Source organism: Bartonella sp. MR110HLJHH, from assembly GCF_042194225.1.
GTDB classification, from domain to species: domain Bacteria; phylum Pseudomonadota; class Alphaproteobacteria; order Rhizobiales; family Rhizobiaceae; genus Bartonella; species Bartonella grahamii.
In genome coordinates, this window is the sequence record NZ_JBHIMQ010000002.1 from 39335 (window position 1) to 66180 (window position 26846).

Annotated in this window: 18 protein-coding genes; 12 read left to right on the forward strand and 6 right to left on the reverse strand. The window is 38.4% G+C overall.

Translation table 11 applies throughout. The features are described from left to right. Positions 1–1870 precede the first annotated feature (1870 nt). The 7 genes from atpH (at position 1871) to ACFIKB_RS02115 (ending at position 9800) form a co-directional block, all read left to right on the forward strand. Positions 1871–2455, forward strand: coding sequence for an ATP synthase F1 subunit delta (atpH, locus tag ACFIKB_RS02085; protein ID WP_375635496.1), 585 nt, complete (start codon positions 1871–1873; stop codon positions 2453–2455). After that, complete coding sequence (gene atpA / locus ACFIKB_RS02090) at positions 2455–3990, forward strand: F0F1 ATP synthase subunit alpha (RefSeq protein WP_026500438.1); 1536 nt, start codon at positions 2455–2457, stop codon at positions 3988–3990. The genes atpH and atpA overlap by 1 nt, the downstream gene beginning before the upstream one ends. A 20-nt stretch (positions 3991–4010) precedes the next feature. Next, complete coding sequence (locus ACFIKB_RS02095; RefSeq protein ID WP_375635497.1) at positions 4011–4922, forward strand: F0F1 ATP synthase subunit gamma; 912 nt, start codon at positions 4011–4013, stop codon at positions 4920–4922. Between the two features lie 19 nt (positions 4923–4941). Next, positions 4942–6585, forward strand: a complete 1644-nt coding sequence (gene atpD, locus ACFIKB_RS02100; protein ID WP_375652695.1) for a F0F1 ATP synthase subunit beta — start codon at positions 4942–4944, stop codon at positions 6583–6585. 108 nt (positions 6586–6693) lie between these two features. Then, positions 6694–7110 (forward strand): ATP synthase F1 subunit epsilon, encoded by a 417-nt coding sequence (gene atpC / locus ACFIKB_RS02105; protein ID WP_015856985.1) that lies wholly within the window; start codon positions 6694–6696, stop codon positions 7108–7110. A gap of 24 nt (positions 7111–7134) precedes the next feature. Further along, positions 7135–8763, forward strand: a complete 1629-nt coding sequence (locus tag ACFIKB_RS02110) for an MFS transporter (protein ID WP_375652696.1) — start codon at positions 7135–7137, stop codon at positions 8761–8763. Between the two features lie 29 nt (positions 8764–8792). Next, positions 8793–9800: an HlyD family secretion protein gene (locus tag ACFIKB_RS02115; RefSeq protein WP_375644441.1), complete on the forward strand. Its 1008-nt coding sequence runs from the start codon at positions 8793–8795 to the stop codon at positions 9798–9800. Positions 9801–10274: 474 nt separating this feature from the next. Here ACFIKB_RS02115 and ACFIKB_RS02120 read toward each other — a convergent pair whose 3' ends face one another. After that, positions 10275–10559 carry a hypothetical protein gene (locus ACFIKB_RS02120; RefSeq protein ID WP_375635500.1) on the reverse strand — a complete coding sequence of 95 codons (285 nt, stop codon included), beginning with the start codon at positions 10557–10559 and terminating at the stop codon, positions 10275–10277. 870 nt (positions 10560–11429) lie between these two features. On the opposite strand from ACFIKB_RS02120, the gene ispG reads away from it, so the two are divergent. From ispG to ACFIKB_RS02135, 3 genes are all read left to right on the forward strand, one after another. Next, positions 11430–12671: a flavodoxin-dependent (E)-4-hydroxy-3-methylbut-2-enyl-diphosphate synthase gene (gene ispG / locus ACFIKB_RS02125; RefSeq protein ID WP_375635501.1), complete on the forward strand. Its 1242-nt coding sequence runs from the start codon at positions 11430–11432 to the stop codon at positions 12669–12671. A 339-nt stretch (positions 12672–13010) separates the two neighbouring features. Beyond that, on the forward strand, positions 13011–14162 hold the full coding sequence (locus tag ACFIKB_RS02130; protein ID WP_375644442.1) for an MFS transporter: 1152 nt from the start codon (positions 13011–13013) through the stop codon (positions 14160–14162). Positions 14163–14969: 807 nt separating this feature from the next. After that, positions 14970–15188, forward strand: coding sequence for a hypothetical protein (locus tag ACFIKB_RS02135; protein ID WP_375644443.1), 219 nt, complete (start codon positions 14970–14972; stop codon positions 15186–15188). A 1747-nt stretch (positions 15189–16935) separates the two neighbouring features. On the opposite strand, the gene ACFIKB_RS02140 is transcribed toward ACFIKB_RS02135, so the two are convergent. Then, entirely contained in the window at positions 16936–17838 is a 903-nt protein-coding gene (locus ACFIKB_RS02140) for a polyprenyl synthetase family protein (protein WP_375652697.1), read from the reverse strand. A 426-nt stretch (positions 17839–18264) separates the two neighbouring features. Between ACFIKB_RS02140 and rpmF the strand changes: the two genes are divergently transcribed. Then, the gene (gene rpmF, locus ACFIKB_RS02145; RefSeq protein ID WP_375644444.1) at positions 18265–18492 is read left to right on the forward strand and encodes a 50S ribosomal protein L32; all 228 of its coding nucleotides are present in this window, start codon (positions 18265–18267) and stop codon (positions 18490–18492) included. A 2072-nt stretch (positions 18493–20564) separates the two neighbouring features. Here the strand turns inward: rpmF and ACFIKB_RS02150 are convergent. The 3 genes from ACFIKB_RS02150 to ACFIKB_RS02160 form a co-directional block, all read right to left on the reverse strand. Then, positions 20565–21149 carry a CarD family transcriptional regulator gene (locus tag ACFIKB_RS02150; protein WP_375635507.1) on the reverse strand — a complete coding sequence of 195 codons (585 nt, stop codon included), beginning with the start codon at positions 21147–21149 and terminating at the stop codon, positions 20565–20567. Positions 21150–21454: 305 nt separating this feature from the next. After that, entirely contained in the window at positions 21455–21796 is a 342-nt protein-coding gene (gene fdxA / locus ACFIKB_RS02155; RefSeq protein WP_375652699.1) for a ferredoxin FdxA, read from the reverse strand. Positions 21797–21817: 21 nt separating this feature from the next. After that, entirely contained in the window at positions 21818–23398 is a 1581-nt protein-coding gene (locus ACFIKB_RS02160) for a hypothetical protein (RefSeq protein ID WP_375647355.1), read from the reverse strand. A gap of 580 nt (positions 23399–23978) precedes the next feature. On the opposite strand from ACFIKB_RS02160, the gene ACFIKB_RS02165 reads away from it, so the two are divergent. Then, positions 23979–24890, forward strand: a complete 912-nt coding sequence (locus ACFIKB_RS02165) for an RNA polymerase factor sigma-32 (RefSeq protein ID WP_015856975.1) — start codon at positions 23979–23981, stop codon at positions 24888–24890. Between the two features lie 317 nt (positions 24891–25207). Here the strand turns inward: ACFIKB_RS02165 and ACFIKB_RS02170 are convergent, their stop codons facing one another. Further along, complete coding sequence (locus ACFIKB_RS02170) at positions 25208–26785, reverse strand: M48 family metalloprotease (protein WP_375635510.1); 1578 nt, start codon at positions 26783–26785, stop codon at positions 25208–25210. Between the last annotated feature and the right edge of the window lie 61 nt (positions 26786–26846).

Here is a 26846-nt window from a genome sequence, read left to right on the forward strand (position 1 = left end):
GGGAAAAAATATCTTTGTTATGGAACCAGCAGAAGCGTCTCTTTTATTTGAGGGCGCTATCATTTTGGCTTTTACTCCTTTTTTGTTTTAGGGACAGTATCCTTTTGATAGGCGGATTTTTTTATAATGGCTGATTATAGGGGCTGAAAATGCTTGTAAATACACCAAAAATATCCAAATTTATACGGGTTCAAATTGATATTGATCTATGCTTTTTCTAAAATCAGTGCAATATAGTGCCATTATAAAGTGAAGCTATGTAGGCTTAATGAAGGTCGTGTTTTTGATGTTGTTTGACCTTAAAAACTTATGAAGCAGCATTCATAAGATGTATTAGTGCTATACGAGTCGTATCTGCTTTTGTATGCTAGATTAGGGCGAGAGTATTGCATATATCTATTTTATTTATCTTTGACGAGAACATAGACTCATTTGGGAGCGTAAAGGTTAAAATGAGCATTTATCGTTGTCGTCCTTATTTATGGCTCTAGAATTTTCAAAAGCGCCCATAATTATAATTTTATAAATAATAACATATTGATTTATAGTGATAATATGCCGTTATTCGCTTTAGAATTTCAACTATTGTAGGATTCTCTTATTTCAAATCTGTTTATATTGATCAATCAAAACCATTCGTTTGCATGTTACAGATGGGGGAGCTTGTGTCGGGTGAAACTATATAAGAAAGGACTGAAATACCTCATCATTTCAAGTGTTAAGGGCTGTCGTAAAATTGGGAGATGGCAAAGTATGTGATGGTGCCGGCTTGTTCTTTCATAAGTGTAAAGATGAGGCTGCTCAATGGAGTTATCATTATAGCATTTATGGACGCTGTCGTGAAATGGAGATTATCCATTGCTTCACGCTTTTGTTACTTTCGTTCTCTAATGGGGGCACATTCTTCATGTAAAGCTTCATGTAAAGCAGAACGCCCAAAACGGAATATTACAGAACATCTATTGTATTACTGTATTCATATGCTTGTTTAAGCAAATGTTTCTCAGCATGCTCGGATTCATTTTACGATGTTTTTCGAGTGTAGAATGTAAAAGCTTTCATGAATGAAAAAAACGCATTAAGGCTCCCTATCTTTATTTCATAAAGGTATAAAATGGCGCCATTTATTATTTAGCTTTTAGGATTACGAAAGCTCTTGGTACTTGAGAGCGTTTATACGAGGTGTTTTTTCTTTAATCATTTCCTCTTTTGTTTGTGATGGAGCAAGGGAGTGATTTTGATAGAAAGATTTGAAATAAGAGAATCTTTCGATGTTTGGGGCTCATCTGGTATGAAAAATGATACATTATCATTATAAATCAATGCATTGTATGCTTAAAGAGTGTGTTTACAAGAAAATATACTTGGTGAATTTTTTTAAAAGGTGTGGGTATTTGAAGAAAAAAGATCAATTTTTTCTTTAGTTTTTAGGAGGATATTCATTATTTTTTCTTTCTTATCAGTTTAAAAGAATAGACTTTTTTAGTCGCAGTCGCATCTTGTTGAAGGTCTTGAGGTGATAAAGGGAGTGATTTTTAGAGAAGAAGTGTTTTGTTATAGTGGCAAGAGCATTTGAAGCAAAATCAAAGAGAGTGAAAAAATCGCTCAGAGAATGTCAAAAAGAGGCATAAAAAAACTGTGATGCCATCCTGTATATCTAAAAAAAATTCTTTTCAAAAATATTTTGAATATTTTATTAAAATTTTTAAAAAGCAGCGATTTGTGGTGTTGCGAGTCGGCTATGTCTATGCTAGAAACCAAGAGGTTTTTGTTCTAGGTTTTAAGAAGAAGATTCTTAAGATTGAGAATGTCTGTTTCATTTCATCTGATAACTATCAGAGAGTCGCTCAAGGGAAAGAGGCGGTATTTCGTGTCGGATTCATTTTCTCTCATACCGCTGCCGTTGGTAGATCAACGCTATGCGCAAGCGCTTTTTGATTGCGTTCAAGAAGCTGGAAACGTTGAAAAGGTTGAAAAGGCAGTGGAAGATCTTTTGCTTGTTTTGGAGCAAAATAAAGATTTAAAACGCTTTGTGCTTAGTCCATTCTTTTCAGTTAAAGAGCAAATTAAGGTGATGCAATCTGTTTGTGCAAACATCCAATTTGCTGATAAAAACGCAGGTCAGATTATTGGTAATTTTTTACGCGTTATTGCAACAAACCGTAGGCTTAGTGCCGTATTTGGTATTTTACATGCTTTTCAGCGTTGTGTTGCGCGCGCTCGTAGGCAGGTGACTGCGCAAATTATTTCTGCGCGCCCCTTAAGTTCTCAACAAAGACAAGAGTTGTGTGAGGCTTTGGAAGGTGTCGTTGGAGGAAAAGTTTTGCTACACAGCATTGTGGATCCAACAATTCTTGGTGGATTAATCGTTCGTGTGGGGTCGTCTCAAATTGATACGTCTCTTCTCACAAAATTGTCTTCGCTTAAGCTTTCATTGAAAAAAGAGGTCAGCTGATGGATATTAGACCATCTGAAATTTCAAAAATTCTAAAAGAGCAAATCAAAAACTTTGACCAAAAGGCTGAGGTTTCAGAAATTGGTTGGGTTCTCTCTGTAGGGGATGGTATCGCTCGCGTTTATGGTTTGGATAATGTCCAAGCAGGGGAAATGGTTGCTTTTCCAAACGGTGTGCGTGGTATGGCCCTCAATTTGGAAGTTGATAATGTTGGTGTGGTCATTTTTGGCTCAGATCGCGATATTCGTGAAGGTGATTGTGTAAAGCGGTTAGGCGCTATCGTCGATGTTCCTGTGGGGCCCGCTTTGCTGGGGCGTGTGGTTGATGCGTTGGGAAACCCTATAGATGGTAAGGGGCCCATTAAAGCAACGGAGCGTCGTCGTGTCGATGTTAAGGCTCCTGGAATTATTCCGCGTCAGTCAGTGCATGAACCGATGTCGACCGGATTGAAAGCGATTGACGCACTTATTCCTATTGGACGGGGGCAGCGTGAATTGGTGATTGGTGATCGCCAAACAGGAAAAACAGCAATTTTGCTCGATACATTTTTAAACCAAAAACCTTTTCATGAAAAAGGGGCTGGACGAGAGCAAGACAAAGTTTATTGTATTTATGTGGCTATCGGTCAAAAACGTTCGACGGTGGCACAATTTGTTAAAGTTTTAGAAGAACGTGGAGCGTTGGAATATTCTATTATTGTTGCAGCGACCGCTTCTGATCCAGCACCACTGCAATTTATTGCACCTCTTGCTGGATGTGCTATGGGTGAGTATTTCCGTGATAATGGGCAACATGCTTTGATCGGTTATGATGACTTGTCAAAACAGGCGGTGGCGTATCGTCAGATGTCTCTTTTGTTGCGTCGTCCTCCAGGTCGTGAAGCTTATCCGGGAGACGTTTTCTATCTTCATTCGCGTCTTTTAGAGCGGGCTGCGAAGTTGAATGCGGAAAATGGATCTGGGTCACTGACAGCTTTGCCGGTTATTGAAACGCAAGCAAATGATGTTTCTGCCTATATTCCTACAAATGTGATTTCGATTACTGATGGGCAAATTTTTCTAGAGACTAATTTATTTTATCAAGGAATTCGTCCTGCTGTAAATGTTGGTCTTTCTGTGTCTCGTGTTGGTTCTGCCGCACAAATTAAGGCGATGAAGCAAGTTGCTGGCTCGATTAAAGGTGAATTGGCGCAATATCGTGAAATGGCAGCTTTTGCGCAGTTTGGCTCTGATTTGGATGCGTCAACCCAGCGTCTGTTGAATCGGGGTGCGCGCTTGACAGAGTTGTTGAAGCAGCCACAATTTTCTCCACTCAAAACAGAAGAACAAGTGGTGGTTATTTTCGCGGGTGTGAATGGCTATCTTGATGCTTTGGCGGTTTCTGATGTTGCGCGGTTTGAGCAGGGACTTTTGGTGCTTTTGCGTAGTGATTATCAAGATCTCTTAAAGGCAATTGCTGAGCAAAAGCAAATAACAGACGAGCTGAAAGACAAGTTGATAACTGTTCTTAATACTTATGCGAAAAATTTCTCGTGATGAATTGATGGAATGCTTGAATGGCCTCACTAAAAGATCTTAGAGACCGTATCGCTTCGGTTAAAGCAACACAAAAGATCACCAAAGCTATGCAGATGGTTGCAGCGGCAAGGTTGCATCGTGCTCAAGAGGCAGCGCAGTCTGCGCGTCCTTATGCGAAGAAGATGGCTGATATTTTGACCAGTGTTGCTGCTGATGTAGATGGTGTTGATGCGCCTGCTCTTATGCGTGGTACGGGGCGAGATGATGTGCATCTCTTGGTGGTGTGTACTGCTGAGCGCGGTTTGTGTGGTGCTTTTAATGTGCAAATCGCTCGTCGTGCACGTGAACAGATTAAGGCATTGTTGGCATCTGGTAAAATAGTGAAAATTATCACTGTGGGCAAAAAAGGTGCGGATATTTTATCGCGTGATTACAAAGGTTTGATAATTGATCATATCGATTTGCATGCTGTAAAGCGCATTGGTTTTGCAGAGGCGGTGATGATTAGTCAACGGATTGTTGATTTATTCAATGAAGGCGCTTTCGATGTTTGTACGCTGTTTTATTCTGAATTTATTTCTGTGATTAATCAGCGTCCAACAGCTTTTGGCTTGATTCCGATGATTGCTCCAAAAGCAGCTATTGAGGCAATAGATGTTGAGGAGCAAACCGATCATAGCAAAGGTTCACAATCAATTGTTTATGAGTATGAACCTGATGCGGCTTCTCTTTTAGAGGCGCTTGTGCCACGCAATCTTTCGGTGCAAATCTTTCGGGCTTTGCTAGAAAATGTTGCTGGTGAGATGGGTGCCAAGATGACAGCTATGGACAATGCATCGCGCAATGCGGGTGAAATGATTAATAAATTGACGGTAGCTTATAATCGTCAACGTCAGGCACAGATTACGACAGAACTGATCGAAATTATTGCGGGCGCTGAAGCGCTTTAAATGGAAAAGGTAAGGATTGATGGTAAAAGCAGTAACCTCAAGCAAAGGAATAGAAAAAGGTGAAAAAAAGAAATCAGCTGCTCGTTCCGGCGTGAAAAAAGCCGCTTCGAAGTCTCAAGTGGATGTAAAGGCTTCAGCGGATGTAAAGGCTTCCTCTGCGCCTGCGCGTAGTGCAGCTAAAGAGACACCTGTAAAAAAAGATGCATCCGCAAAAAAAGAAGAGCGTGCAAAAGGCGCTGTTGGTGAGATCAAGCAGGTTATTGGTGCTGTCGTTGATGTGCAATTTGAAGGTGAATTGCCAAATATTCTTAATGCATTAGAAACAGACAATTTAGGCAATCGCTTGGTATTAGAAGTTGCGCAGCATTTGGGTGAAAATACTGTGCGTACGATTGCTATGGATACAACCGATGGGTTGGCGCGTGGCCAAAAGGTTGTGGATACAGGCATGCAAATTAGCGTTCCTGTAGGAGAAGCAACATTGGGACGTATTATGAATGTGATTGGAGAGCCGGTGGATAATGTGGGACCAATTACTGCAACCAAAACGCGTTCGATTCACCAAGAGGCACCTGCATATGTTGAGCAATCAACCATTTCAGAAATTCTCGTCACCGGTATTAAAGTTGTGGATTTGTTAGCTCCTTATTCTAAAGGAGGTAAAATTGGCTTGTTTGGTGGTGCTGGTGTTGGAAAAACTGTTCTCATTATGGAGCTTATAAACAATATTGCAAAGGCACATGGTGGCTATTCTGTATTTGCTGGTGTGGGAGAACGTACACGTGAAGGAAATGATCTTTATTATGAAATGATCGAAAGCCGCGTGAATGTGAATCCAAAAGAGAATAATGGTTCAACGGAAGGGTCAAAGTGTGCCCTTGTTTACGGGCAAATGAATGAACCACCAGGAGCGCGTGCGCGTGTGGCTCTTTCAGGATTGACAATTGCAGAAAGTTTCCGTGATGAAGGACAAGACGTTCTTTTCTTCGTGGATAATATTTTCCGTTTCACGCAAGCTGGTGCTGAAGTGTCAGCGCTTTTAGGACGTATCCCTTCTGCTGTGGGCTATCAACCAACTTTGGCAACAGATATGGGGGCTTTGCAAGAGCGTATTACCAGTACGAAAACAGGCTCTATTACCTCTGTGCAGGCTATTTATGTTCCGGCTGATGACTTGACTGATCCGGCACCTGCGGCATCTTTTACCCATTTGGATGCAACAACTGTTCTTTCGCGCTCTATTGCGGAAAAGGGAATTTATCCGGCGGTTGATCCGCTTGACTCTTTCTCGCGTATGTTAGATCCATTGATTGTAGGGGAAGAGCATTACACTGTTGCTTGTCAAGTGCAAACCATTTTACAACGTTATAGAGCGCTTCAGGATATTATTGCTATTCTTGGAATGGATGAACTTTCTGAAGATGACAAATTGCTGGTGGGACGGGCGCGTAAAATTGAACGTTTTCTTTCGCAACCTTTCCATGTTGCGGAGGCCTTTACTGGTTCGCCAGGGAAACTCGTTCCTTTAGAAGAGACAATCAAAGGCTTTAAAGGTCTTTGTGCTGGCGATTATGATGATTTGCCAGAAGCTGCTTTTTATATGGTTGGTTCGATTGATGAAGCACTTGAAAAAGGAAAGCGTCTTATGGCGGAGGCGTCTTAGTGAGAAGCTTCTTGTTCAAGAGAAAACTGTCATGGATGTTTTTCGTTAAAAAGGATAAGTCGTTGAAGAAAACAGAGAGTCCTTATATCGGGTATTGTGGAGACTTTTGTGGAAAACAATAGAGAAGAGCATTTTTTATTTGAGCTTGTATCGCCTGAAAAAATTGTGTTTTCAGAGCAGGTAGTGTCTGTTGTTCTTCCTTCAGCCTCAGGTTCTTTGACAGTTATGGCGCATCATGCGCCATTGGTGGCAAGCATTGTGTTGGGTAGTGTGCGTGTTCGCACCTCTTTGGGTGAAAAATTATTTGCTGTATGCGGGGGCGTTGCAAATATTACCTTTTCGGGCTGCTCTTTATTGGTAGAGCACGTTGTGGCTGTAGAGCATCTTTCTTTTGATGTATTGGAACAGCGGATTTTGCAGGTCCAAGCGACATTAGAAGGGGGGACAAGAGATGAGGATAATCATAAAATAGAGGCTTTTTTCCAGCAATTGTCAGCTGATGGTGCTGTGTTGATAGAAGCGTAGCAGCGTATACAGGAAAAAGGTGACATGAGCGGAAAAAAGAGTACGGTTGTGTTTGCTAAAAGGGGTGGAAAACCTTTTCCTCGTCCTGGTCGTATTTTTGCAGGACCTTTGCCAAAATGTTTTGTTTATATTTTTGCTTCTCTTATTTTGCAATGGGCTTATGGTTTAGGGGCTAATATTGTTCAGTCTAACATTGTCCATCTTACGGGTGATTTTCACGCAACTTTAACCGAGACAACATGGTTGGTAGCGGCTTATATGGCGCCAAATGTGAGTGTAGCGATTATGTTGATCAAAATCCGCTATCAATTTGGGTTGCGTGCTTTTGCTGAATTATCAATCCTTGGCTTCGTTTTGGTTTGCGTGTTGCAACTCTTTGTTACGGATTTGCGTTCTGCATTGATTATTCGCTTTTTTGCTGGGATTGCTGCTGCGCCTTTGGCTTCGCTTGCGCTGCTTTATATGATGGAGGCTTTTGCTCCAGCAAAGAAGTTTACTATTGGTCTTAGTTTGAATTATATGAATGCGGCTTTAGCGGCGCCTTTATCACGTTTGATTTCTCCTGATTTGCTGGAAAATGGTGGCTTTTCCAGTCTTTCCGCTCTGGAAATGGGGTTGGTTCTCATCAGCTTGGTCTGTATCTATACTTTGCCTCTAACGCCTGTTGTCCGCAGTAAGGTTATTCAAAAGTTAGATTGGATAAGTTATGGTTTGATTGCTCTTGGTCTTGGATTAAATGCCGTGATTATGTCTGTTGGCATATTGTATTGGTGGTATGAAGCACCATGGATTGGTTGGGGGCTTGCACTTGCTATTTTCTCGTTGGCTATTGCTATTATTATTGAGCTTAATAGAGAAAAACCGTTGATTGATTTACGTTGGATTTTCAGTAAAGAAATGGTCCAATCTGTTTTTATTTTATTGATCTTTCATGTTTTTTTGTTAGAGCGGTCAAATTTGCCCGTAGGTTTTTTTAATCTTTTTGGTTTGCTTAATCGTGAGATGGCGCCCATGTATCTTGCGGTGACATTAGGGATTCTGTTAGGGGGGGCTGTTTGTGTCTTTTTTTTACGGGCAGGGCGTGAAGATTATTTTTATTTGTTGTCTTTGGGTTGTTTGGCGTTGGGAGCTTATTTAGATAGTCATGTAAACCATTTAACGCGCCCACAAGATATGATGTTGAGCCAAGGGTTGGTGAGTTTTAGTTATGCACTTTTTTTGCCTCCTGCTCTTTTCAAAGGGTTTGTGATCGCTGGTGAGCGAGGACCGCGTTACGTTTTAAGTTTTATTGCTGTTTTTTTGCTAACGCAAGTGACAGGGGGATTGATGGGATCGGCTTTTTTTGGCAGCCTTCAGTTTTATTTTGCCCATAAGAACTTTGAGTCCTTAACACAAAATATTATTATTACTGATCCGCTTATTTCTGGTGAGATGAATACTTTATTTTCGCCTTCTTATGGTGTTTCTGTTCCCAATGGCTTGAGAAGTGAGCAGGGTACTTCTATGTTGATAGAGAAATTTAAGTTAACAGCAAATATTTTTGCTTATGATGACGTTTTTCGGCTTTATTTTTATATTTCAATGGTTGTATTCGTTATTTTTCTTGCCACAATGATTGTTAAGTCATGCTCTTTGCGTGCATTAGAAAAGTAGAGTAATGTCATAGAAGAGGGGTGCAAAAAATGATAAAAACATTACGGTCAAAAGCTACGATTGTTGCATTCCTATCGGGTATTACGGGGGTTTTGCTGATTTTGTGGGCTTGGAGACTTCCTCCTTTTGTGAGTAACATTCAAATAACGGATAATGCTTCCATTAAGGGAAATGTTACTCTGGTTAGTTCACAGATCTCTGGGGTGATCGCACGGATTTATGTGCAAGATTATCAACGCGTTGAAAAAGGAATGCTGCTTTTTGAGCTTGATGATTCTCTTTTTCGTCAGCAGCTTGCACGGGCACAGGCTGTTCTCGATTCAAAAAATGCAAAACTGGCAAGTATTGAATTGCAAGCTCAGATTTTACAGGGAGAAGTTAATGCTGCAGAAGCGGAATTAGCGCGTTCACGAGCATTCTCTAATGTTGTTTCTGATAGTAAAAAGTTAGGCTTTGGTGATGCGGCAGTTTCTGTTTCTCGCCCTCTTTCACAACTCTTGGCAGCCCTAGAAACAAAACGACAATTGCAAAAACAATTAAATCTTGAAAAACAAAGTTTACAGTCAGAAGTTGCGGGAGCAAAGGTGAGTGTTGAGTTGGCAAAACTTAATCTCGATCACACAAAGATTTTATCTCCTAGAACAGGCTATATTGGATTGGTTGGCGCTAGGGTAGGGCAATATGTTATGCCGGGTACGCAATTGGTCTCTGTTATTTCTGATGACATTTGGATTATTGCTAATTATAAGGAAACGCAACTTTCTCAGATGCGTGTGGGACAACCGGTTGTTTTTTCTGTTGATGCATTGAACAACAAAAAGTTAACAGGGCGTGTGGTTCGTTTTGCACCTGCTACAGGTTCAGAATTTTCATTGTTAAAAACGGATACGACAATTGGTAATTTTATCAAAATTGCGCAACGTATTTCAGTACGGATTGCTTTAGATCCTGGGCAGGAAGGGATTGAAAAACTCATTCCTGGGATGTCTGTGGTTACGTATGTGGATACTTCGCAGCGGGTCGATTCTGGAGGATAAATTTTGGGTTTTTTCAGTTTAATTCTTGTGTCATTTACTTATAGCAAATGGGTATTCACATTGGAAGATTTCGTTTGGTTTTTTATAATACATCTTTTAAAGCTCTTAGGCTTCTTATACTTCTATATCATGATGTCAATTAATGTTCCTTAGAATATTAAAGCGCATGCATCTTTACTCACTTCCATTTCTTTTGAACTAACTCAGTAGCGGGATGGATGCAATGTTGAAAAATTTTCTTATAATTTCTCACAACACTGTCCTTTGAAGTGTGGTGTCACCGCGTGTTTTGAGGACAGGGGTAGGGGACTGCCAGATAGAAAATTGGATAATAGACTGGCGGGATGGATGAAAACTTATCTTTTGGAGGAAAGTGTAAAGTTAGGGGGAAAGACGTAAATTTTATATTTTGTAAACTATAAAAAATGCCCGCTTTGAGTCGGGCATTAAAAGGGAAGGTTGTTGGTTGTGTTGTTAATTTTTACGGATCAGCAAGAAGCTTACTAAAACGACTCCTGCTGCTAGTGCGAGGGTTTTTTTAGGATTTTCTTTCGCTTTTTTCTTTAATTCTGTAGCATGTTCGTTGAGGTGATAAAGCGCGTGACGGCCTTTTTGTTTCCATGTGTTAAACAGCTCAGAAATGTTTTCAAAGCTATCATTTTGAGAACTCCAATGATTTACGGGGACCAGCTCTCTTTTTAATTGTGCTATACGTTTTTTAATTTTAGCATTTTTGGCGTTGGGTGAAAATAGACACATTTATTGACTCCTTCATGTGTTAAATTGTTGCGTGACAGTTGGAATTGTGTTTGGGGTTTTGCTATAACGGCTTGAAAATTGAAAGGTTGCATTGATAATGCCGCGCGTGGGTGAGATGAGAATTAAGAGTTTGGGTTTAATGAGGAATTTCTTAATGTGCTCGAGTTCATTTCATGATGGTGTTTGTTAAGGATGTGAGGTAAAAAATTTTACAAAATGGTGTAGAATTCATTCTATCATCTTTATTTCATAAAGATGTAAGTCGGTATCTTCATTTTTTTGTTTGTTTAAAGTGTTGGGATAGCTTTTAGCACTTGAAATAGTTTATAAAGAATTTTTATCTACATGTTCTCTTGCGGCTTTAGGAGAAGTGGTATTGATTGATTCAATTAAGAAGATTTAAAATGAGAAAATCTTACGATATTTGGGTTTTCTATTCAAATTTGTAAAAAATAGATTATTATAAATCAATGTGTTGGATTAATTTGGCGGTGTCTTTCATGCAATTTTTAAAAATTGCGCTTTGATAGGCGTTATCTGTTGTGTTGTAAAACACGTTTTGCGATGACGTGGATGTACGGTATCGGCATGCAACTTAAAAATACAGTATTGTCTCTGTTTGGTTTCGGTTTCTTTTTGAATCACCCAAGTGTAGAAGTATAAACTTGAACAGAAGTAGTAAAACTTATCCGGTGCGTCTATAGGATGAATCGCACCTATGAGTTGAATTGCATCAGTGGTTAGTAGGTGGAACCTTTTGAGAGTAATCTGTTAAGATTGGGGGGCGGTGTAATTTTCGTCCTTTGAAGCGCGGAGGAAGTCAATGTAAATGATGATTGATAGCGCAGGTTTTAAAAATTTGAGGACTTGATGAGTACGACCTATTTTTTATCTAAACCACTTGAGCGTCGTCGGTCTATTGGTGTTGCTGTTGGTGATGTGATCGTTGGGGGGCAGAGCCCGATAGTTGTACAGTCAATGACCAATACGGATACGGCTGATGTTGATGCAACTGTTGCTCAAGTGGCTGCTCTTTGGCAAGCTGGTTCACAATTGGTTCGGATTACTGTTGATCGTGATGAAGCGGCGGCAGCTGTACCAAAAATACGGGAGCGATTGGAGAGGTTAGGATTTTTTGTACCATTGGTTGGGGATTTTCATTATATTGGACACAAGCTTTTATCTGAGCATCCTGCGTGTGCTGAGGCGCTTGCAAAATATCGCATCAATCCTGGAAATGTTGGTTTTGGCGCAAAAAAAGATCGTCAATTTGCAGAAATTATTGAGATTGCTTGTCGGTATCATAAACCTATTCGCATTGGCGTGAATTGGGGCTCTCTTGATAATGCGTTGTTAACACGGCTTATGAATGAAAATGCACAGCAAGAAAATCCTTTATCGGTTGCTGAAGTGATGCGGGAAACTGTTGTGCAGTCTGCTCTGCAATCGGCTCTTTGGGCTGAAGAGATGGGATTGGGACGTGATAAAATTATTCTTTCTGCTAAAGTGAGTGATGTTCAAGATCTTATTGCTGTCTATACCACCTTGGCGGCACGTTGTGATTATGCTCTTCATTTGGGATTAACGGAAGCTGGGATGGGAACAAAGGGCGTTGTTGCTTCTTCGGTGGCTTTGGGTATTTTATTACAGCAAGGTATTGGCGATACGATACGAATTTCCTTAACACCAAAACCTGGTGGTGATCGGACACGAGAAGTAAAGGTGGGGCAAGAACTTTTGCAAGTGATGGGTTTTCGGCAATTTTTGCCCGTGGTTGCGGCTTGTCCTGGTTGTGGGCGCACAACCTCAACGGTCTTTCAACAATTGGCGCAAAAAATTGAAGCAGATTTATACAAAAATATGCCTATTTGGCGTGAAAAATACCCTGGCGTTGAAAGTTTGAAGGTTGCCGTGATGGGATGTATCGTCAATGGACCGGGGGAGTCAAAACATGCGGATATTGGAATCTCTTTGCCTGGAGTGGGGGAAAGTCCTGCGGCACCTGTTTTTATTGAGGGACAAAAGGTAAAAACTTTGCGGGGTGATCACATTGCTGAAGAATTTGAAGCGCTTTTGAGTGATTATATTCATACACGCTTTGGACAGGGTTGAAATAAATTCTTGGAGTGCATTTTTTCTTCATTAAAGGCTGTGTTTTTGCTTGTAAATCAATATCAGTCTTCATTGTGGTTGCATGTTGAGAACAAGATGATTATTCATAAATTGAGGCGCTTCTTCATTGGTTTCAAGCATTTCTCCTTGATAATACTGTTTTCAAACAGATCCAATAGCAAACTAAACGTGACATTATTTCCAGAAATTTTCAGGATATCAAATTGATAGGATTGGAGATCCGCATAGCGGCTATTGCCATATTTGTCATAAAATTTAAGCTTTTATCTTTATATAAAAGGATGTATTGACACCTTTCGTGGCGTTATTGGGGAATAGATGACAAATATATTAGCGTTTGGATTTTTGTTTAACGGTATAAGAATTTTAACAGGTGCCTTTATTGTATTTTATATGCTTGAAAAAGGGCTAACTCTTATTGATATCGGGATCATTAAGTCGTTTCAGGCTTTTATTATGATGGTTACAGACATTCCTCTGGGATATTTTGCCGATAGAAAAAGTTATAAAATATCGATCGTTTTGGCAGCGGCTTTTGCTGCTACATGGCTATGTCTCATGGGATTTTCTACAAGCTTTTATGGTTTTCTTTTGGCAGAATCTTTTAATGCCTTATCGCTGACATTGATTGCTGGGGCTTATAATGCTTTACTTGTTCAATATGCAAAAGCAAAAGTGACATCGACTAAAAAAGTGCTGGGAGCGAGCTCTCAATATAATTACATCGGCATGTTTATATTCAGTTTAATTGGCGCATATTTTGCTGATTATTCTAGCCAATATATATGGTATATCGCGGCGTTTTTAATGTTGATGACAACACTATTTGGTTTGTTTTTTCTTGATGACCTGAAGGGAGAGAAAAAAACAAATAAAGCGAATTCTCTCATTTATGATGCTAAAGAGATGTTGTCTATTTTTATTAAAGTTCCTTATATCTCTTTATGCTTTTATTTTTCACTGATCTTTTTCAATATATTCTCGCAGTATTGGCAGTGGATATTTAAAGATCATAATATTAATGTCACTTATTTTGATCTTGGTGTGACATTTTCACTGATATTGCTCTCTCAGCTCTTGGCTAGTTTTCTCTTTACAAAACTAAGTGAAAGAGTGAATTTTATTTTATTGCTGTTTCTTTTGGGTTCACTGATTTTTACAGTGGTTTTCTTTGAGCCGAAAAAAGAAATTGCTGTTATTTTAGTCTGTATGATTTTTTACTTAATTAAGTATACATATCTGCGTGTAGAAGTTGTTTTGCACGATAGTATTAGTGATCATTTCAGGGCTACATATGAATCTTTCTTGTCAACTGTTGGGAGATTTAGCTTATTGGTATTTTTTTACATGAGTGCGTATATGGTCGATATATTTGGCTTTTTCTCACTCGTTTATATTTTGGGTATCTATTTATTGGTTTATCTGTTGGCAATGTTTTTTTTAGAAGGAGCCCTAAAGAAATCTCAGTGAAAATAGTAACGTATTTCACGTGTGTTTCATGGGGTTTATAGTGGATCAAGGCTTTTATTTATTAAGGCGCATCATTGTTTTTGCATGTTGAATGGGAAAGCAGAATGTTATCCGTTATTCTTATTTCAAATCTATGTATGTTGAAGCAATCAAAGTCATCTGCTTGTACGTTATAAATGGGCGTGGCATCACAATCATTAAAAAAATAAAAATGCTTCTCATGAATATTGCACCAAGAGTTGCTGACAAGATTGGACGCTGATAAAGAAAATGATTGTGCTGGATTATATGCTTATTAAGGAATGGTGATGGAGCAGTTTTCCCATTTTCATTGGTTACTTGCTGGTAACACTTTATCTCATTAGAGCTCATTAAGCAGTCGGACAATTTTAGCCTGTTCAAAAAGGCTTTCCTCATGACCGATTTTATTGTTGATATATCTAACGCGTTTTATTTCTGTTTCCTTTAAAATATGAATGATCTTGTTGAGATAACGGCATCTTTCATTCTCATTTTTGAGTATTTTCTCTTTGGTTGTGGTCTCTGTATTGGTATTGTTGGGATGTACTCGCGTGGATAGTCTAGAGCAGTACAATAAACTTTACGAAGAATAGATAAATGGAAAATAAGAGGCTTTTGAACATTTTCAAAAACAAGAGCAAGCAAGAAACTTCGTATATAGCCGTGGTTATCAGAATATAGCGCTCAAATTTGATATTATATGGCATCATCACAGACTTATTGTTTTATGTGGACGCTTTGTTAATTTATTGCGCGGTGAATTATAATGAGGAGATGTCATGGGCAATGTTTCCTAATGTCATAAGCAGTTTGCGTTATGACTATAATTGGAGAGAAAACAATTTTATTTGGGCATATAATATGTCTATGAACTCTACGGATCCCATGATTGATTATGCGAAAAAATTTCTTAATTCTTCAAGCGGAAATGGCATTAGCTCAATAACACAAGTTATTGACTTTGTGTCTAGTATGGAAGCTTGTCATAATGAAAACACTAAATAAATAGCGGGTTTTTGTATAGAGCTCAATACGATATATGACATGATGAAACCAAGAAAAACTTACAAATGACATTTAATGGGTAATGGGCAAAATTCTCTCGAAGGATATTAAATGGCTATGATACTCTATTGATCGTCACGATATTTTCTTAGCCATGTTGCATGTTTTTTGTTATGTCTTCAAAAGATGGACGCATTTTCCAGCTTTGGCAACAGGCATAGGTTCACTTACAATGATGCTCTTCATCTTAATAAGAAAATTTCACTTAAAGGAGGAAATTTACACTTAGCTTGAAAAAAGTACTTATTATAAATTAAATTGCGCTATTATATTAATAATAAGGCCTTTTTTATCTTTCTGTTTCAATGATCATTCTCTGTTTAATCTTATCAATTCTCTTTTTATGCGATGAATTGAATAAACGAGATAAAGAGCGTGACGAATTAAAGTTCTACAGTGATCGTGATTATTATTAAATTGAAATTATTCCATAGTTTTGTAAAAATGTTTCTACTTTTGAAGGAGCGCGCCGACACTATCATTCACTTTGCTGTCCCCTAATGTTGCTACAGCTCTTGGCTCTTGAGACGATTCATAAGAGGTATTTTTTAATCCGTTCTTTGATGTTTTTCCCCACGCGGCTTTCTCCGTTTGTGAGGTGCAAGCAAATGATTTTGATTGATTCAACATACACAGATTGAAATGAAAAAATCCTACGGTATTCAGAGTTCTAATTCAATATGAATAACGCTGAATTATCATTATAAATAAATTATTTGTAGCTTTTTTGCGAAGAAAAGAGAGATCAGTAATAATACTGCTTTGGTCTTTCGTTCTATTGAAATTGATGACTTTATTTAGCCTATTATGCCGTAATACACTGTCATTTGAGGGGTGGTGAAGGTCGCCTGTTTGACACATTAAATATTTTAAAAATTGCATGGTGAATATTCTTAAGTCTTGTTTATCGAGTCTTTAGTTTAAGTGAATCGCATGCGTGGAAAGCTAGAGGAACTTACTCGGTTAAGAATCTAGACTGTTTACAGAGCAGATTGGGTTAAAAAACTTTGTTCTTTGAGGGTGGCATAAAAATCAAAATAGCCATTGTGTTCATTTTTTTCTGATATTTTAAATACGGGCTTCAAAAAAATGATGCTTGAACTAAACAACGAGTACTTTTGTAAAAGTGTTTTTAGAGAGTAAGCAATACACGAGTGAATTTACAGAATGTAACCATATTTGATCTTCTATAACAAGATAGCGTGGAAAGGCATAAAAATTACGATTCTCTACTGAGGGCATTTACTTAGGGCATTGTACTTCTTTTATTGTTTTTTACGGGTTTATAAAATGCCTTGTTTGATACTTATCCTGTTTATTTTTTGCCTTATCGTTAGAAGATTAAAGACATGAAGGAGAAAACGAGTTTTCTTCTTTTTGATCGTTTTTATTCGGCTTTAAAGCATCCACGGTAATATCTTTTAAAGCATGGTGATTACGCATTGTTTCACATTTTTTTTCGTTCATTCTTTAAAGGAAGGTATTTTTCATGCAAAATGAAATGCCCAGAATGCACTTGTGTTATAAATTCACGCGGTTTGTTTTAATGAAATCCCTCTCAAGATTTGTCGCACCCATTTCATGATAAGGACTATAATGGAGATTAATGGTAACGTTTCTTTGAAAAGTCTATTATGCATTCAACAAAGGTGATGTTTTACACTATGTGCAATGGAGCAGATGAAGTTTAATTTTTGCGTATTGCACTAAAGTGTGCTGCTTGTTGGAGGGGGAGTGCTTTAGCGCCAAAAGGATGTAAGAATGCTTCTGCTTTACTGATGAGTGTATCTCGCTTTTTTTGGGTTTCTTCAATGCCATAAAGATGAACAAAAGTTGCTTTTTGTGCCGTTTCATCTTTCCCAGCAGTTTTTCCTAGGGTTTGCGTGTTGGCGGTGACATCAAGAAGGTCATCGGTTAATTGAAAGGCTAAACCAAGATAGGTACCAAAATCAGTAAGCTTTTCGGTTAATTCTTTAGATGCATTGCCAATGATGGCGCCTGCTTGGCAAGCAAAGCTTATCAAGGCTGCTGTTTTCATGTGTTGTAGAGTGATGATGTCACTACTTCCTTGCGGTTTTTTTTCAGCTGCAAGATCCAGCATTTGTCCACCTAACATACCGCCAAGTCCTGCCGATTGTGCAAGAGACGTGATCAGTTTGATTCTAATGTCTGTAGATAAAGTACTGGCTTTATGGGCAATGATTTCAAAGGCAAATGTTAAGAGAGCATTGCCTGCTAGAATTGCTGTTGCTTCGTCAAATGCTATATGGACGGTGGGTTTTCCACGCCGGAGTATATCGTTATCCATAGCGGGAAGATCATCATGAATGAGCGAATAACAATGGATACATTCTAAGGCACATGCAACATCAAGAGAATGTTCTACAGGGATATCAAAAAGTGCAGCGCTTTGAATCACAAGAAAAGGACGCAGGCGTTTTCCACCGTTCAGCACGCCATAGCGCATGGCTTTGATTAAGTTTTTAGGGCGTGAAATTTCACCATTTTGGATTTGATCACTTAACAGGGTATCAAGCCGCTTTTCAACGGTGTGTCCATGTTTTGCAAGAAGGGTAGTAAATTCGTGCATTCTTGCTTCCTTTGTTTTTACAAAAATGAAATTACGAAGTTTTAAAGAGAAATGTTGTCGCTTTTTCTTGTTTTCATAAATTGGCGTCGTTTTTTATTAAAAATCAATTTCTCTTTTTATCCGGATCTCTATTGTATGTGCAAATCCCTTTTTAAGCCAAATAAAAATTGAATGAAGGTCTTATGAGAATGCTTTCATTGGCGTATAAAATTTTCAAATTTTGCGGTGTTTTTGATATTCATTTGATCATTTTGACATCATTTTTGATAAAAAGAAGGTCATTTTTGGTAAGAGGAGGAGCATTTTGACATTGCTTCTTCTTGTTTATCAGTGTATAACATCTTAAAATTTTATGGTGTTTTTAAATGAAGCATTGTCATTTTTGACATTGCTTTTTCTGTTTTAATGGATTTGGAGTGTCTTTTTATGGCTGTACCTAAACGAAAAACCTCTCCAGCGAAGAGGGGCATGCGCCGTTCGGCTGATGCTCTGAAGGCGCCGACTTATATCGAAGATAAAAATTCTGGTGAATTACGTCGTCCTCATCACATTGATTTGAAAACGGGAATGTATCGCGGGCGTTCCGTTTTAGTGGTTAAAACTTTAGCGTTTTATCTCTTTTCCAGTAGTAAACTTCTTTTGATTCATGAGTGAATGCACGTTTGTGGCGTGCATTTTCGCTTTAAGGTGGATGTTGAGGTCTCCTTGTGTCGCCCTTATCACATTGATTTGAAAACGGGAATGTATCGCGGGCGTTCCGTTTTAGTGGTTAAAACTTTAGCGTTTTATCTCTTTTCCAGTAGTAAACTTCTTTTGATTCATGAGTGAATGCACGTTTGGAGCGTGTATTTTCGCTTTTTCTTGAGAACATGTGTAAGGCTTGGCCATAGAAAAATGATTCTATTGTGGGAGATGATTTTTTTGTTTTTTTGAGAGGCTATAAAGGATTGCTTGTGTCAGTGTCTTTTATGATGATTTCGTTAAGAGCTGGGGTATTGATATAAGTTAGGTCAGGAATGGAATCATTTTGTATCGCACTTAATTTTTATTGACTGTAGAGGGAATCCTATTAAACCGTAAAATATCGTCGTTTAAGGTGGTTGACCCATGTAAGGCTTTAAGCATACCGGTGTTTTTTATGAGAATATTTAAGGCAATGGTTTGTCTATAGGCTTATATTGTGACATGTGATTCCCCATAAAAAAATAGAGATTTACATCACATTGATTTATAAAGATCATTCGTTTTTTTTGCGTCTTGAATGAAAGATCTATCGTAGGATTTTCTCATTTCAAATTTCGCTCATGTTGAATCAATGGCAATCACTTGCTTTTCGGTCATAAGTGGGGCTGGTATGTGGGTAAAAACTCTATAAGAAAGGACAAAATGTCTATAATGAATACTTTCAAATGTAAGGATTTTTGTAATATTGGGGGTTAGTGTATGCTGATACCAGGGTGTTTTCTTATAAGCAGAAAAGAGAAAACCGTTACAAGACAGAAGGTGTACACATTCAATAATCTTTAGTGCTTTTGATGATAAAGGCACATGAGACTTTTCTATGAATATCACGCTTTCTTTTTATATTTTTGAACTAAGAATTGTCCATATATTTTTTCTTATTTTTGTGAATATAAGGGATTTGTTACGAACAGCTTGTAAAAATAAGTAAACTTAGAACCAGATGTTTTATGTATGGGGTTGAGCGAGGTATTTTATCAAAGCCGGTATGACTCTCCAGTTCATCGCTGGTTTATGAATGGTTTTATGGTGTTGCTTACCTAAGTTTGTGATTTTTTTGTTATCTGTTCATCAATATCTAATCTTTAGCGGTCTGTTTAAAACAGAGGTTAAGACTTTTAAGAGTTCTATGAATCGTTTTAGATTTTGTATGTCCGATTGGAGTAAGAATATTGCGTATATCTCGTAATCTCTGAAATGAGAATATAACCTCATTTTGGAAAAATATGAAGTTGCAAGGGGCAATATCAACGCTCATTTGTATTGTTATTTTTTTAAGTTAGCTTTACAAACTTTCAAAAGTATTTGGAATGCCTGTTACAGAATGGAGATAATGGTTTATTTCATGCTTTTGTTTATCGCGTTCTTTAATGGGGAATGCTTCTCATGCAAAATAGAGCGCCCAAGACAAAATATGCTTATGTTGTACTGTCACGCGTTTTTTTTAAAAGAAATATTTGTTGCATCCATTTTATGACGGCGTTTTTGAATGTTATAATGGTTTTGTAGAAGGGTAAATGGTAAAGTTTCGGTGCAGTGTATAAACGGCACTATGATCTTTACGCTTAATGAAAAAGCAAGCCCGCATCCTTACACATCTTGCCAGATTCCAATGTTGGTATATCCTTTGGTGCTTGAGACGGTTCTACTAGCTCTTTTTGTACAGTTTTTACTCACAGATCAGCTCCGCTTGCGACCGAAAAGCAAGTGATTTTGATTGATTCAACATGAGAGAAATTTGAAATGAGAAATCTTACGATACTCAAGATTCTAATTTAATATGAATAATGCTAGATTATGATGATTAATCAATTTGTTATCTATGAAGCAAGCAAATAGGGAGAAGGAATTTGTCGAAAAGTTAGATTGTTTATAGGTTGGCGCAGGTTAAGAAACTTTGTCCTTAAGGGCAGAGAGGATGTTAAAAAAATAAAACCAGCAAAAGCTGGTTTTATCAAAATATCTCATTATGATGAAAGAGTGTGTTATGCAGCGTAGACAGCTTTACTGCTTTCATCTGTTTCTTCTCTCTCAGTTTTAAATTCGCGTTTCGGTTTGTTGGAGAGATGCATCTCTATGAGATTGATAGCTTCTGTTTCAGAAAGACTATTAATAACCGCAATTTCGCGGGCCATTCTTTCAAGAGCAGCTGTATAAAGTTGGCGCTCAGAGTAAGATTGTTCAGGCTGTAGATTAGAGCGGAAAAGATCACGGACCACTTCGGCGATACAAATAAGATCTCCTGAGTTGATTTTAGCATCATATTCTTGCGCACGACGTGACCACATGGTTCGTTTAACGCGTGCTTTTCCACGTAAAACTTTTAAGGCGCGGTCGACAGAATCACTAGCAGATAATTTACGCATTCCAACGGAAAGGGCTTTTGCAATGGGGACTTTGACATCCATCTTATCTTTCGCGAAATGAATGACAAAAAGTTTTAATTTATGTCCTGCAACTTCTTGATCTTCAATCGCTATAATTTGTCCTACTCCATGCGTAGGGTAGACGATATATTCAGAGGTTGCAAATTCTTTGGTCTTGGAAGACGTTCCATGTTGGGATGCCATAATTTTAGTTTACTCCCTTATGATCAACAAATGTATCGGAAAACAGGTTATAAACCTGAGGGTTGAGTTTTCTTTAACCAAGTATATTGTACCAATTAAGCGAGCATAAAAGCCGAGTACTTTTAAATCCAAAAAAAATACATCGCTTTACTATAAAAAGCAAAGAAAAATACTTAGAAAGATGATCATGTTAAAATAACATTAACATCAAACTTCCAAAGAATCAATCATTTCGCTTAAGGATTTTTTTATTTTTACAAGAGAAGTCTTTCAATTGTTGGAGGAGGAGGGTGTACACTGTATCATTACTCTTTGCCGCTTCCTGGATTTTCTGAAAAATACTTTTCTAATTTATTTGGAACGCCATCCATTTCTTTTGCTTGAGGAAGAGGATCTTTTTGGGTGGTTAGATTAGGCCATTTGTCTGCATAATGAAGATTAAGTTCTAACCACTTTTCTAATCCTGGTTCTGTATCAGGTAAAATCGCTTCTGCTGGGCATTCTGGCACACAAACACCACAATCGATGCATTCGTCTGGGTGGATAACAAGCATGTTTTCCCCTTCATAAAAACAATCAACAGGGCAGACTTCAACGCAATCCGTATATTTGCAGTGAATGCAGTTGTCGGTTACTACGTGGGTCAAGATCAAACTCCATTTGTTATTTTAATTCTCTTTAGAGGAAAGTGTGTGCGTGTTTTTATGATTGGTGAGTTGATCGCGTAGTATAGCTAGTTTTGCAAAAGGTGAATCAGGATTAAGGCGCTTTTCTTTTTGAAAAGGCTTATGATTTGCATGTTTGCCTTGGGATTTGTGGAACTTATGAGAGCGTTTTGTTTGTGATAGCGCTTCTTGAGGGGAATTTTCATTTGTGTGTTCCCCTTTTTTTACAGCGCTCTTCGATTTATTTTGCCACTTATTTCCTAATTTATCACGTTTTTTTTGCGCGTGGTGATGAAATTGATGTCTATAATGCCATAGTAAAATAACTTTATCTTCTTCTGTAGGGAGAGGGGTTTTGGCAAAATTCCCAACAGGTTCAGCCGCCGGTAAACGATTGGTTTTATGGGGATGTTTTTCAATACCAGAGGATAAAGTATTTGGGTATGAGGTATTTTCTTCTTCTTGTGTTGTTTCTGAATCGCTTATTGTTTTCCATTGACTGCCAACGCATTCTGCTGCGGGAACATCTTGCATTGTCTCATTGATAGGGGAAGAGGCTTGGTGTGCAAGGAGATTTTGTTCAAAAACAGTATTGCTTATGCTGTACGATTGATAACCAAGTCCTTTGAGGATTTCTTCCATATCGTTTCCATTAGCCCCAAGAATGGACATCATGGCTGGTGTAACAAAAAAACTTTTGCCATCATAGGCGCCATCGGGTTTGGGATCACTTCCTTGTTTCCAATGAAGTGCGGGGCGGATGAGATTGGCGAGACGTTCTAAAATATCAATCCGTACAGCACGTTGTCCTAAGATTCGGTAGCCGGCTAATTGATAAAATTGGCGGTTATAGGTAGGGTCAACAATCAAAGAGGTTCGACCAGCAGATAATGCTGACAAAATTTCACCCAAACCAGTTTGATCTTGTCCCGCATTTTGAAGATTCCACAGGAGAGTAATGGCTTGAACCGGAGCAGGTTTAAGCATTCCGGCAACATAGATGTGAAAAGCGCCAAAACGCACACCTAGACGCCGAAGCACGGCACGTGATTCTTGCGCAAGTTCTTTGACAATGTCTAAGACTTCGCGGCGTGGTAAAATCCCTAAAGAGTTAAAAAGTTGTAAAGCAAGATTGTTTGTCGAAACCGTTAAATTATCAGCATTACGCAAATCAAATAGAGGTTTTAAAGTCGTTTCAAAATGAAAGGTGACAAAGCGTTCTAATCGTTTCACAACGTTATCGCGAGATTCTCCTGTGAGTTGTTCATCTGCTAAAACAATCAGTTTTGGTTTGAAAAAATCTTCTGTTGCTACAAGCTGTCCTACGGGCTGACCAATCCAGCGCACAATTCCATCAGAACCGAGGGTAAAATCTCCATTTGCACAAGCACAAAAACGTGTTGCACGTTTGGAAAAAGCAAGAATCAAATTTTCATTCTCTGTTGAAATTTGCTTCTCAGCTATTTGATCGGTACTGTTTTTGTTGGCATAAAAACGAAAACCTTCAAATTTACCCCTTCCGTGTTTTTCAATGAGAATATCATCTTGAAGAATTTCATCCTGTTGAACAATCTTGCTATCCATGATCATTTTCTTTCTCAGTGCGAAATTGGTCAAAAGCTTTTTGCGACAATTTCATAATGCTTCTTTTTCTTTAACATGTTTGTTGCGTTTTCTTCAATCACTCTTGTCGTTTTTTGCTGTTTCTTTTTGCGCCTTTAAAACTTGGATGATTCTTTTTTTATTCAGTTTTCATTCAGTTTGGATGCTTTATATTTGCAAATTACACTTATTAGTTGTATTGTAAAGATGAAAGCATAAATAAATTCTTCAATTTAAAAGGAAAAAGAACCGGTTATTAATAAACAGCTTTTGTTTTACATGATCATTTTATTTTTTTTGCTGTTTTGTCATGAAAAGTGAAGAGAAAGTTTTTTCAAATATTTCATAGGCTAAAAGGCATATTGTAAAGGCATTTTGCAGGTGAAATTGTGTCTTATGACAAGAAATTTTACCATGACAGTAAAAAAAAACAATTGCGATTATAAAAATACACGTTAAAGTAGTGGATACAGAAGTTAACAACTTTTGCGTTCTTTTTAAGCAAAGAACAATGATGTCGTTGCCAAATCAATTTTGATAATTTTAATCGCAAGGGGTTATTATGGGTAATCTTTCAAATGCTGTTTATAAAAGCAGCAAAAATTATAGCGATGCAGACAAAAGCTTAGGACGTAATATGATGCGTTCTGCTATGCAAGCGCCTTATCTTGAACGACAAAAAGAGCATGATTTGGCTCTGCGGTGGAAAGACAAACGTGATGATGATGCCATGCATCAAATTGCAGCAGCTCATATGCGTTTAGTGATTGCTATTGCTAACCGCTTTAAACGTTTCAAAATGCCATTGGGGGATTTGGTACAAGAAGGGTATGTGGGACTATTGGAAGCAGCTGCACGTTTTGAACCTGATCGGGAAGTGCGTTTTTCAACGTATGCAACGTGGTGGATACGCGCTTCTATTCAAGATTATATTTTGCGAAATTGGTCAATCGTTCGAGGGGGAACTAGTTCTTCGCAAAAAGCACTTTTCTTTAATCTTCGGCGTTTGCGTGCAAAGCTGATACAAGATGATAGTGCTTTGTCAAAACAGGATATTTTTCGCACAATCGCTGAAAAGCTTGGCGTTTCCGTGCGCGATGTTGAAACGATGGATTTTCGTTTTTCCAGTTCTGATAATTCCTTGAGTGTTTCTGTTTCTGAGAACAGTGATAATCCCATTGCTAAGATGGATGTTTTGGTGGATGATAGTCCTCTTCCTGATGCTTTAATTGAGCAAGTAATTGATGGTCAACGGCGTACACAATGGCTTTACGACGCGTTACAAATTCTCAATGAACGGGAGTTGGAAATTATTCGCTTTCGTCGCTTAAATGAAGAGGGTGCAACTCTCGAAGTTTTGGGTGAAAAGTTAGGAATATCAAAAGAGCGCGTGCGTCAAATTGAAGCTCGGGCTTTGCAGAAATTGCGTTCTGCTCTTCTTACGGTTCATTCAGAAGATGCTTACGATATATAAGCAGTGAAAGGCTTTGTGGGAGGAAGAGAGAGAACGTATAAGTAAGGGGGTATATGAGAGTATGATGAAGTTGGATTTAGAGGATTGCCAGATTTGTCTAGGGATATGCCTCCTTGGGGATGTGTTTGGTGCTATTGATGAACAGAGGAAGATTGGGGGTGATATTAGTTCGAGGAAGTATGTATCAAACGGAGTCGTATGAAGGTATGATGAAATTGGTTTTTGAAATGTCCCTCTTCATTTGTGAATATGCTTTAAGGGGGAGGGAGTCATACAGATAGAAAAGAATCAAAACTGTAGCAGATGAGAAAAAAGGCTTATTCTGTAATGATTTTCACTTTTGTACCTGCGGATAAAGTTTGTGTTGGTGAGAGGGCGTTGAGGATGCGAAAGAGTTTTTCTTTATCTGGTGTGTGTTGCATTTTATTGGCTAGGTTTGCAACGTTTTCTCCTTGTTTAACGCGGACAACACGGATTTTTAAGGGCTTCAGTTTTTTTAATTGTGAAGATGAAAGAGAATGAAAGCTTTGTAGCGTTTTTTGGGCAACCTCTACAAAATTTTGAGAATTATGTGGGGCGGCTGTCAGAAAACGAAAGATGTGGTTGTTGAATGGAATGACAACTACATCAAATTGCCATTGCTCATTGGTAGCATGGGCTCGTGCTCCAAGTAAACTTTGGCTTTGGAATCCTTGACGCGTAAATTCTTGATGGGGGAGTCCCTGAATTGTGATGGGGCGGATAGATGATTGGTCTAGCCCGATAATCCAGCCGCTTTTCAAATAATCACTCGCAGATATTCCAGCAGGATGCGGAATAGCATCAAAACGAATCGCAATTTTATCTGGTCCACTGGCCCAAACAGTGTGTGCTGAATGTTCTATTGTAAAATTGTTTGGAACAGAGAAAGCTATGCGCAACTGTGGGTGAATAAATTGGTTGCCTCGTACAAAACCTGTATAAAATCCTCCTCCAAAAATCATGCCATCAATGCTTTTGAGAAAAGAATCGCGATCGGTTGTTTTACTATTCCCTTTACTTATTTTACGCGCTTTTTCTATCGCAAGCCGAATGCGTTGAGGGGTGGTTGGGTGAGAGGCTAGAAAATCTAGAGAGGCATTTTGGGTGCCGGAGATATTACGCAAAGCACTATAGGCTTCCATTGTTTGAAGAAAGCGTGGTGAAGCAAATGGATCATATCCTGCTTGTTGGAGCATTTCAAGTGCAAGGGAATCAGCTTCTAGCTCTTGATTGCGGGAAAATTGTGCGAGTTGTTGCTTGTTTTGCGTAGGGTTATGAAGTTTTTTGCCAATAGAAGAAAGAAGATGTGAAGATATGTGATTTGCCATCTTTAATTGGGCTTCTTTTTGCAGGCGTAAAATGCCATGATTGGCTCTAATATGTGCTATCTCATGGGCTAAAATGGCTGCAACTTCTGAAGAATCATTGGCTAATGCCAGCATACCACGAGTGATGTAGATCGCGCCATTGGGGAGCGCAAATGCGTTAATACTTTCTGAGTTTAAAATGGTTACAGAATAGCTTTGATGAGAACTATGGGATGCAACTGTCAGTTTACGGACAATCTTTGCTAAAAGGTGTTCAAGTTTTACATCATAATAAGCGCCGCCATACATTTGCAAAATACGTGGGTGTTGCAGAGCGCTTAATGTGACATAGATATTGTGATTGTTGGTACGTTTGATCGTTTTAGAAGAAGTGGAAGAAAGCCTATCATTTTGAGAGAGGGGCGTATGACAAGCCGAAAGGAGAAACGTTAAACTTATGAAAGTTGCTTTATACAGGCGTGAGCGAAAAAGAAACTTGCGTTGAAAAATGGAGTGCGTTGGATCATGGTGCACATTGTTTCTGCGGAGTAATTTGGCAAATTGCATTTGTATCTTTGTATCGTATGTTTCTTCAAGAGAGTCATCAGGGATAAGGATTCGTTTGGCT

What these genes read in the sequence shown, in the direction of transcription:
- ACFIKB_RS02165 (WP_015856975.1), top strand. Translation starts at nt 23,979, where the DNA reads ATGGGTAATCTTTCAAATGCTGTTTATAAAAGCAGCAAAAATTATAGC.
- ACFIKB_RS02095 (WP_375635497.1), top strand. Translation starts at nt 4,011, where the DNA reads ATGGCCTCACTAAAAGATCTTAGAGACCGTATCGCTTCGGTTAAAGCA.
- ACFIKB_RS02115 (WP_375644441.1), top strand. Translation starts at nt 8,793, where the DNA reads ATGATAAAAACATTACGGTCAAAAGCTACGATTGTTGCATTCCTATCG.
- ACFIKB_RS02170 (WP_375635510.1), bottom strand. Translation starts at nt 26,785, where the DNA reads ATGCAATTTGCCAAATTACTCCGCAGAAACAATGTGCACCATGATCCA.
- ACFIKB_RS02140 (WP_375652697.1), bottom strand. Translation starts at nt 17,838, where the DNA reads ATGCACGAATTTACTACCCTTCTTGCAAAACATGGACACACCGTTGAA.
- ACFIKB_RS02150 (WP_375635507.1), bottom strand. Translation starts at nt 21,149, where the DNA reads ATGGCATCCCAACATGGAACGTCTTCCAAGACCAAAGAATTTGCAACC.
- ACFIKB_RS02135 (WP_375644443.1), top strand. Translation starts at nt 14,970, where the DNA reads ATGTTTCCTAATGTCATAAGCAGTTTGCGTTATGACTATAATTGGAGA.
- atpD (WP_375652695.1), top strand. Translation starts at nt 4,942, where the DNA reads ATGGTAAAAGCAGTAACCTCAAGCAAAGGAATAGAAAAAGGTGAAAAA.
- ispG (WP_375635501.1), top strand. Translation starts at nt 11,430, where the DNA reads ATGAGTACGACCTATTTTTTATCTAAACCACTTGAGCGTCGTCGGTCT.
- ACFIKB_RS02130 (WP_375644442.1), top strand. Translation starts at nt 13,011, where the DNA reads ATGACAAATATATTAGCGTTTGGATTTTTGTTTAACGGTATAAGAATT.
- ACFIKB_RS02160 (WP_375647355.1), bottom strand. Translation starts at nt 23,398, where the DNA reads ATGGATAGCAAGATTGTTCAACAGGATGAAATTCTTCAAGATGATATT.
- rpmF (WP_375644444.1), top strand. Translation starts at nt 18,265, where the DNA reads ATGGCTGTACCTAAACGAAAAACCTCTCCAGCGAAGAGGGGCATGCGC.
- ACFIKB_RS02110 (WP_375652696.1), top strand. Translation starts at nt 7,135, where the DNA reads ATGAGCGGAAAAAAGAGTACGGTTGTGTTTGCTAAAAGGGGTGGAAAA.
- ACFIKB_RS02120 (WP_375635500.1), bottom strand. Translation starts at nt 10,559, where the DNA reads ATGTGTCTATTTTCACCCAACGCCAAAAATGCTAAAATTAAAAAACGT.
- atpA (WP_026500438.1), top strand. Translation starts at nt 2,455, where the DNA reads ATGGATATTAGACCATCTGAAATTTCAAAAATTCTAAAAGAGCAAATC.